The organism is Candidatus Taylorbacteria bacterium (genome assembly GCA_039934295.1).
Taxonomy (GTDB): Bacteria; Patescibacteriota; Minisyncoccia; order Phycocordibacterales; family HO2-43-120; genus HO2-43-120.
Map to the genome: position 1 here is coordinate 22,937 of JBDTMN010000014.1, position 8,235 is coordinate 31,171.

Consider the following 8,235-nt stretch of genomic DNA (forward strand, 5'->3'; position numbering starts at 1 on the left):
TGGCCCGTTAGTGGAGAAGTCTGTCATTTTCCACCGAAATAATAGAAGTTCTCTTAGACGTAAGAGCAAAATTTTCGGAAATAGAACTGGATCCCCTTCTTCAAGGGGATGACGCAAAATATTGTTCTGGATCCCCGCCTCCGCGGGGATGACGCAAAATAAGGAGCGCTTCGCGACTATATTTTGCGTCACTTCATCATTTTCAGAAACACTTCCTGTGTTATATTCACCTTCCCTCTCGCCTTCATTTTTTTCTTTCCTTTTTTTTGCTTCTCGAGCAATTTCATTTTTCTGGTGATATCGCCTCCGTAGAGGTAGCCGGTCACGTCTTTGCGAAGAGCCGAGAGCGTTTTTGATGAGATAATTCTTCCTAATGCCACTCCCTGAATTTTCGTCACAAAGAGCTGGCGAGGCAGACTCTCGTAGAGTTTTTCCACCGACTTCTCCGCTTCAATATCAACTTTTTTCCTCGACACGACACGAGAAAAAGCCGGTATGACTTCGTCGGCAACTACGAGGTCAAGCTTGACCACGTCCGCATCGCGATACTCGCCGATTTTGTATGACATTGACGCGAAACCCGAGGAAGCGCTTTTAATTTCATCAAAAAAATTACGCATGAGCTCGCGAAGAGGCATGAGACAGGTGACCGAAGTGCGATTCGTCTCACCGAATGTTTCTGTCTCTCCTACTTCTGCCTCGTGACTATACAAAATCTGCAAAATTCCACCCAGATAATCGGGAGGAGTGATGATGTTCAATGTGACCCACGGTTCGCGGATTTTTACGATATCCTGGTAGGGCGGAAACAGTGCGGGAGAATAAATAATTTGCTTTTTACCCCGTTTATCCTCGACTTCATAGCTTATCGAGGGCGTCGTTACGACGAGCTCGAGTCGAAATTCTCTCCGAAGCCTCTCGGTGATGATTTCAAGATGAAGCATCCCCAAGAACCCGCAGCGAAATCCTCTGCCCATTGTGCCCGATGCTTCCTCTTCGTGCGTAAAGGAAGAGTCGGAAAGTCGGAGGCGATCTAACGCCTGCCGAAGAAGGGTAAAATCATTCTGGTCTTCAGGATAAATCGATGCCCAGACGACAGGTTTTGGCGTCTCGTAGCCGGGAAGCGCAGGCAGAGGGTCTTTCAAATCAACAATGGTGTCTCCCACCGAGGCAATGCCCGGCTGTTTTACGCCCGTTACGATGTAGCCGATTTCTCCTTTCTCGATAGTTTCTTTCGGAGTTTCCTCGGGAGAAAATACGCCAACTTCAAGAGCGATACATTTTTCTCCGGCAGCCGAAAAGAGCAGAGTATTGTTCTTTTGCACTTTTCCGTCAATGACTCGGACATACACGATGACACCGCGATGATTGTCGTATTGGAAATCAAAAACCAGTCCCCGAAATCTGTCTCCCGAAAATTCTTCTTTTGGCGCAGGCACTCGCCGAATAATTTCCTTGAGAAGCTCCGACACTCCCTCGCCTGTTTTTCCGGAGCACTCCAAGACTTCTGACTCGGGGCATCCAAGTAACTTTGCCACTTCGGCTCTGACTTCCGGAATCCGAGCGAGGGGAGAATCAATTTTACTCACGACGGGAATAATGGCGAGACCGAGCTCTTTTGCCATTCCCAAAGTGGAAAGAGTTTGCGCCTGCACACCCTGCGTGGCATCAACGAGCAAAAGACAGCCCTCGACTGCTTTTAACGCTCTTGAAACTTCGTAATAGAAATCTATGTGGCCGGGAGTATCGATGAGATTGAGAACGTATTCTTGTCCTTCGCTACGCTCGGGACCATTAGGATGCCAGAGCATCCTTACGGGTTGCATTTTAATAGTAATCCCTCGTTCGCGTTCAAGCTCCATGGAGTCAAGCACCTGTTCTTTCATTTTCCGCTTTTCTATGGTGCCCGTGATTTCAAGCATTCTGTCAGCGAGAGTGCTTTTGCCGTGGTCAATGTGGGCGATAATGACGAAATTTCTGATGTGTTTAAGGTCCATGACTTCTATACTAGCAGAAAAATGAAAAACCCGCGCATTTTTCTCTAAATTTGGTCAAAATTTTCCCCACTTTCCCTTGTAAAAAACTTAAAAGAGGCGTACAATAGAGAAAATTATGGATTCAGTAATCGGGATTCCCTTAAACGTTTTTATTTTCATTTCCCTCTATTTCGAGGTCTTTTTGATGATAACTTATCTCGAAAGACGCAAATCTATTTCGCATGAGGAGACGCGAATATCCACATCAGTCCTTCCCACAGTCTCCATAATTGTCCCCTGCTTTAATGAAGAAAAAACTATTTCGGGAACAATCGAGTCCTTGCTAAGGCTGGACTACCCGAAAAAACTGCTCAAGATTCTCGTCGTTGACGATGGAAGCACAGACAAAACATTTGAAGCGCTTCAAAAATACGAAAGCGAGCCAAACATTGAAATTCTCAGAAAAGATAACGGTGGAAAATACACCGCATTAAACTTAGGATTAGAAAAAGTGACATCAGAGCTTGTTGGCTGTCTCGATGCCGACTCGTATGTTCAGTCCGACGCCTTGAAAAAAATAGTCGCTTATTTCGAGGATTCAGGCACGATGGCGGTAACTCCTTCTATTCGAGTCCACAATCCAAAAAATATTCTTGAGCGAATTCAAAACATCGAATACAGCTATGGCAATTTTGTTCGAAAAATGATGAGCCATATGAACGCGATTTATGTGACGCCAGGGCCCTTCTCTATTTTCAGAAAGGAGGTCTTCGAAAAGCTCGGCAATTACAAGACTGCTCACAAAACTGAGGACATCGAGATTGCCCTTCGCATGCAAAGCAACAAGTATAAAATAATGAACTGCCACAAAGCGTTTGTGGACACTATTACGCCAAAGACATTGAAAACCCTATATAGGCAGAGACTTCGCTGGACTCACGGCTTCATAAAAAACGCGATGGACTATCGCTCTCTTTTTTTCAATAAAGAACACGGCAATTTGGGGCTTCTGGCGCTCCCCCTCGCACCTGTCTATATTTTGTCTGCCCTCTATCTTATGTTTGCTTTACTCTACAGCATGGGAGAGAGACTCGTGGACTATATAATAAAACTCTCAGTCATCGGTTTCGAACCAAAATGGCCTATTCTTTCTTTCAACTGGTATTTTGTAAACACTGACACGATGACTTTTCTTTTTATCGTATCAATTGTCCTTTTATCCGCCATCATCATTCTCGGTCATAGATTCACGGAGAAAAAGATTAACGTTTTGGATTTTTTTTATACATTTACTCTATACGGACTTATCTCCCCAAGCTGGTTGTTGGTTTCTATTGGCAAGGTCATTTTCGGAAAAAATGTTGAATGGAAATAAATTACTCTCGATGACTCTTTTAGAGCGACTCGCTTTGACGACTAAGAGAACTTACATTGTGTGTAGTAATCTATTGTTAAAAGTAAAGTTGGCTCAAAATGGTCTTTATTGTAGAATAGTGTGGACCAATTAATTTATTCGCATTAAAAATAGAAATATGAATGTAGAGACATCTAGAGAAGGCGCCGAAATGACCACCAAAGAGAGACTGGAGCAAATCGAGCAAGACGTCGCGACACTTAAAGCGAGGGCCGATCAAATGCGAAAAGAAATGGAAACATCAGTCATGGAAAAAGTGACTGACCAGGAAACTCTTCGAGCAAGATCAATCGAACTCGATGTACTTCAAAAGTCGGCACAAGCCACTCTCAAATCGCTCTCGCCTTTGAGAGAACTAGAGGGTTTGAAAGATAACCCTGAATTTATACAGTACGTCACTGAAACTGTGTCGCTCGCTAAAGATTTGATCGTGAAACAGGAAAAAGTTAACCGAGAAATTGCAGGAATTGTGGCATATCCCGGTGTTATGGAAACAATCCATGAAGAGGCAAACGTGGCAAACCAATCTATCGATAAAAAACGGAAAACAGAAGCCCTGTTAGTGGAATTTCAAAAAGATGCGGAAGTTTTTACAGATGCAGTTAGTGCATACACGGAGCGCTATAATGGTAATTTTAAAAAACGAGCTGAAATAGATACAGCTGTTGGTGAAGAGGTTAAGAAGTGTGAAAAAGTAATTGATGACGCTTTGCAAATGTTTGACTCAAAAAAGGGTGAGGTTGGGGTGACATTGAGGGCCATGCGCGCCTCTATTTTGAATCGGTCGGATGGAGTAACAATAGAAAACTTGATGGAAAACCTTGCAAAAGTCAAGAAATCATTGGGATTATTTAAGGGTAAATACAAAAAGGCAATAGATTATGTTCTTTCGAAGAAAAAGAGCGTCTTCGAGCCTTTCCAAATTGCTTTAAAAGCTGAAAAAGATTGGCCCAAGGAAATAACTGAAATTGAAGCACAAAGAAAACAGCTGGAGGAAATGTATCACTCATTGGGCAAAAAATTTGATTCTCTCGATGAGGGAGTACGATACCGCACGGTAAACGATTTAGCTGGAAAAAAATCAATGACTATTCCTTATCAGCAGTTTCAAACTGTTGTGGAATCTTTTCATAATATTCACGAAGTGGCATATAAATAATAAAGTGTCCCTCCTTTTTATCAACATTCTCTCCTTCCTCTACAGGAAATGGGGTAAGAGTGGTAATTTTTCGTATTTTCGCCCGTACCGGACGTACCGAAGGCAGTAGTTCGGTACGGGCAGGCAGGCCCGAACGTGACTTTCGGTTCGGGCGGGTGTATATTCGTACTTTGTTTCAATTTTAAATTCCCGGAGCAGAAAATGACATCGGAGGAGGAATGTAGTATAAATAGCAGATAGAGGAGTATTGAAATTTAATAACTGATAATTTAAGAGTGGCATAATGCTCCAAAAGAGTGATGTCATTTTTCGCAACAGGATGAGAAACATTGACTGGAAAAAGTATCTGATCGTTTTTCTGATAACAGCGATTATTTTCTATACCGCCATTATATTGAGCTCTTATTTCAACAATAAGAGAGTGGTGAACGTGCGGACTATCGAGGACAAAATCTCAATCGACATTCTCTCTTCCGAAACGCAATTCTCTCTTCTGGCTGAATCTTCCTGTAAAGAAGTGAATACTTCTTTCCTGTTTCAGGAGTTGAACTCGCTGGCGGAAAAAATCGAGTACAATGAGAGAAATTTGAGCGGAAGCGACGAAATTGTAAGCCTTAAAAAGTATTACTCAATCCTCGAGATCAAGGATTATCTCCTCATGAAAAAAGTGAGCGAGCGATGTGGGCTCACACCCGTCTTTATCCTGTATTTTTACGGAAGCGAAGAGAAATGCCCCGATTGCGTGAAAGAAGGATATGTCCTAAGCGAGCTCCGCGAAAAACATCCGGAGCTACGACTGTACTCGTTCGACTATAATCTCGATTTTTCCGCCCTCCGCGCCCTCATTTCCATTTACAAAGTGCCCGATAGCCTCCCTGCTCTTGTCATCGGAGAAAAAGTCTACACGGGCTTCAAGAGCCTCGAGGACATAGGCAAAATCGAACCCGCGCTCAAAGAAAAAATCGCAACCTCGACTTCGGCCACTTCCACACCGAAAATTATTCCTAAAAAAAGATAGCCGGCCTGCGAGAATGAAATCAAACAAAACTCTAAAGGAAGTCGTCACTTTTATCTCCGTCGGCGCAACAAACACCGGAATAGATTTTCTCATCCTAAATATTCTGCTGATTACTTCTCAAATGACCGGCGCCCTTAGCTATACCCTATTTAAATCAATCTCCTTTACAGTAGCGGCTGTCAACAGCTTTTTTCTGAACAAACATTTCACATTTTCTTACAAAGAAATTTCATCAAATATTTTTTTCAAATTCTTTCTTATTTCTATCATCAGCTTTTTTATCAATGTCGGCACGGCATCAAGCCTCTATGTCCTTCTGTCTCAAGCGCACTTTGGCCACCATGTTATTCTCGGGAACATAAGCGCGCTCGCCGGAACTGTCGTGGCGCTTTCGATAAACTTTTTAGGTTACAAATTTCTTGTGTTTAAAAAAAATGACGTTCCAGCAAATTAAATTGAGGACGAAATCTATTATAGTCTCGCCGGATCGGGCGCTCATGCTTATAATTCTTTCTGTTTCTCTCATTTTGATGCTGATTTACATTTTCAGGCCAACTATCATTTGGTGGGATTCTTCAATCTATATCGGCATGGGAAAATGGCTTTTTTCTCATGGGGGAGTGGGCTATTTTGAGCCTTCTAGACCTCTCCTCTGGCCATTTGTACAGGGGCTTATATGGAAAGCTGGGATCGACAATCAGATAACTTCGAGAATCCTTGAAGTTTTTTTTGCTCTCGGTGCCATTTACGTTATTTATCTAATTGGCGAAAGAGTTAAATATGGCTCCGGAATAATTGCTGCTGCCCTGCTTTCCGTGACTCCATTTTTCTTTAGCTTCACCAATGTCGGTCTTACTGATATTCCGACGATTTTTTTTACTCTCCTTGCTTTTTATCTTTTACAAAAAGACCTCATGGTTTGGTCAGGATTTTTTGCTGGCCTTGCTTTTCTTTTTCGTTTTCCCCACGCTCTCTTTATCATCTCAATTTTTCTATTTTTCGCCACTGAATTTGTTATCGAAAGAAATTTTACGACTACGATTAAAAGAGCTCTGCGTTTCGGCATTGGGTCTGCGATTTTGGGGATTCCTTTTTTTATTTCAAACTATATTCTCTATGGGGACATTCTGTTTCCTCTTAAGGCAGGTGTTGTCCTTGTCGGAATTGACCCGATTCTCCAGTCTCAATATTTCTACTATGTGACAAATATCCTGTCGCAAAATCGCCTCCTCATTTTTGCACCTTTGGCTCTCATCCCACTCCTGCGGAAATCGTGGAGGGAAAACTTGAAAGAACGGAAGCATCTGATTGCCATTTTTTTGATTGCTCTTACATATATAGTCTATTTCTCGCATACTCCGCACAAGGAAATACGCTACGCCATAGGATTCCTACCATGGATTGCTCTTCTTACTGGCATCGGAATTAGCTCTCTCAACTTCGGAAAGAAAACACTTTTAGTTCTCGTAACGGCCGGTTGCATTTGGCTCGAAATAGGAAACATCAACCATATCAAGGGAGAGTTACCACTCGAGCCAGAAAGAAGTGATTACTACGAATTTTTTAAAAACAAGAATGGAAAAAAGGTCATCACATCGTCTCCCATGATTTTGTCGGTATCTGACGTGAAATTGATTGGCGTATTTGATGCCTGGGACGGCATTCTCGGAAGCTATACATCGCAAAAGGAAAATTCCGACTATATCGCACTCGACACCTGCGGACTATCCTGCTCGGACGGCAACTGCGCTTCGAAAGACATTCTTCTTTCGAAATTGAAAAACGAAGCGACAGTAGAGCTCGAACGAACGGTAGGAAATTGTAAACTTTCGATTTATAAGGTTAAATAAAATTACTTATGAAAATACCCTCTAAAATCCCCGAGAATGGGTTCTACTATCATTACAAACACGATCCTAATAGTACCGTAAATAATTATGCCTATGAGTTTATTGGAGTCGGGTGTCATACGGAAGAAGACTGCCGAAAAGAAGATTCGAACATGGCTGTATACCGACCGCTTTACGAATCATCTGCTTACAACGCGGGAAAATTTTTTGATTTAAGACCTCTCTCTATGTGGATGGGAGATGTCACAAAAGATGGTAAGACTTTTCCGCGATTCAGCAAAATTACTGAAATAAATACTATTACGGAGCTCACGAAAGTTAAAGATATGATGTATCCTTAGAAAAATAATGTCGAATTTTGGAGTATCTTTATGACACTGCTAGAACCTACTTTATCAAAAATTCTTAAAGTTTGAAAGTTCCGCGTTCCGTGACTAATCTCCATTCCGCCACGCCACAGCATCCGCTCCACAACACGCCAGAGGGCGTGCTGTTCCGCTTCTGCTGTGTCGTCCCGCTCTCGCCTCACCACCGATCCATTCTTTTTTGTTTGGCGCGATTCTGATTTTCTTTTTCGGTATGGCGGTGGTGTGGCGAGGGACGGGTTTCTCCTTGAGGGAGAAACTGGCGGAATTCACTCGGTGGTAATTTCTTTATTCGTGGTGCTAAAAATGGACTCGGTTTTGCGAAACTATTTTTTGGGGAAAGGATTCGCAAAACCGAGACTAATTTTGTTTTTGCATTTTGTCCGCGCGGAGGAGGGGTTTGGGGAGGAATCCGCGCGGGCTTTCTGATTTCGTTTTTGGTGGGGCGGGCTA

The 8,235-nt window shown here is 42.7% G+C and carries 8 protein-coding genes; 6 read left to right on the forward strand and 2 right to left on the reverse strand.

Annotation, left to right across the window (positions count from 1 at the left end; translation table 11 throughout):
• Nucleotides 1-188: 188 nt before the first annotated feature.
• Nucleotides 189-1,997, reverse strand: coding sequence for a translation elongation factor 4 (gene lepA / locus ABI430_04320; GenBank protein MEO8638096.1), 1,809 nt, complete (start codon nt 1,995-1,997; stop codon nt 189-191).
• Nucleotides 1,998-2,112: 115 nt separating this feature from the next.
• Between lepA and ABI430_04325 the strand changes: the two genes are divergently transcribed.
• The 6 genes from ABI430_04325 to ABI430_04350 all read left to right on the forward strand — a co-directional run bounded on the left by ABI430_04325 (nt 2,113) and on the right by ABI430_04350 (nt 7,758).
• Nucleotides 2,113-3,351 (forward strand): glycosyltransferase, encoded by a 1,239-nt coding sequence (locus tag ABI430_04325; protein MEO8638097.1) that lies wholly within the window; start codon nt 2,113-2,115, stop codon nt 3,349-3,351.
• Between the two features lie 157 nt (nt 3,352-3,508).
• The gene (locus ABI430_04330) at nt 3,509-4,549 is read left to right on the forward strand and encodes a hypothetical protein (protein ID MEO8638098.1); all 1,041 of its coding nucleotides are present in this window, start codon (nt 3,509-3,511) and stop codon (nt 4,547-4,549) included.
• 319 nt (nt 4,550-4,868) lie between these two features.
• The gene (locus ABI430_04335; GenBank protein ID MEO8638099.1) at nt 4,869-5,567 is read left to right on the forward strand and encodes a hypothetical protein; all 699 of its coding nucleotides are present in this window, start codon (nt 4,869-4,871) and stop codon (nt 5,565-5,567) included.
• Between the two features lie 13 nt (nt 5,568-5,580).
• Complete coding sequence (locus ABI430_04340; protein ID MEO8638100.1) at nt 5,581-6,021, forward strand: GtrA family protein; 441 nt, start codon at nt 5,581-5,583, stop codon at nt 6,019-6,021.
• On the forward strand, nt 6,002-7,417 hold the full coding sequence (locus ABI430_04345; GenBank protein MEO8638101.1) for a glycosyltransferase family 39 protein: 1,416 nt from the start codon (nt 6,002-6,004) through the stop codon (nt 7,415-7,417). Before ABI430_04340 ends, ABI430_04345 begins: the two co-directional genes overlap by 20 nt.
• A gap of 8 nt (nt 7,418-7,425) precedes the next feature.
• Nucleotides 7,426-7,758: a DUF1653 domain-containing protein gene (locus ABI430_04350; GenBank protein ID MEO8638102.1), complete on the forward strand. Its 333-nt coding sequence runs from the start codon at nt 7,426-7,428 to the stop codon at nt 7,756-7,758.
• A 93-nt stretch (nt 7,759-7,851) separates the two neighbouring features.
• On the opposite strand, the gene ABI430_04355 is transcribed toward ABI430_04350, so the two are convergent.
• Nucleotides 7,852-8,055, reverse strand: a complete 204-nt coding sequence (locus ABI430_04355) for a hypothetical protein (GenBank protein ID MEO8638103.1) — start codon at nt 8,053-8,055, stop codon at nt 7,852-7,854.
• Nucleotides 8,056-8,235: the final 180 nt, after the last annotated feature.

Bases quoted from the DNA above. Each gene is read 5' to 3' on its own strand.
- lepA (MEO8638096.1), bottom strand. From the start codon at position 1,997: ATGGACCTTAAACACATCAGAAATTTCGTCATTATCGCCCACATTGAC.
- ABI430_04325 (MEO8638097.1), top strand. From the start codon at position 2,113: ATGGATTCAGTAATCGGGATTCCCTTAAACGTTTTTATTTTCATTTCC.
- ABI430_04335 (MEO8638099.1), top strand. From the start codon at position 4,869: ATGAGAAACATTGACTGGAAAAAGTATCTGATCGTTTTTCTGATAACA.
- ABI430_04330 (MEO8638098.1), top strand. From the start codon at position 3,509: ATGAATGTAGAGACATCTAGAGAAGGCGCCGAAATGACCACCAAAGAG.
- ABI430_04345 (MEO8638101.1), top strand. From the start codon at position 6,002: ATGACGTTCCAGCAAATTAAATTGAGGACGAAATCTATTATAGTCTCG.
- ABI430_04350 (MEO8638102.1), top strand. From the start codon at position 7,426: ATGAAAATACCCTCTAAAATCCCCGAGAATGGGTTCTACTATCATTAC.
- ABI430_04340 (MEO8638100.1), top strand. From the start codon at position 5,581: ATGAAATCAAACAAAACTCTAAAGGAAGTCGTCACTTTTATCTCCGTC.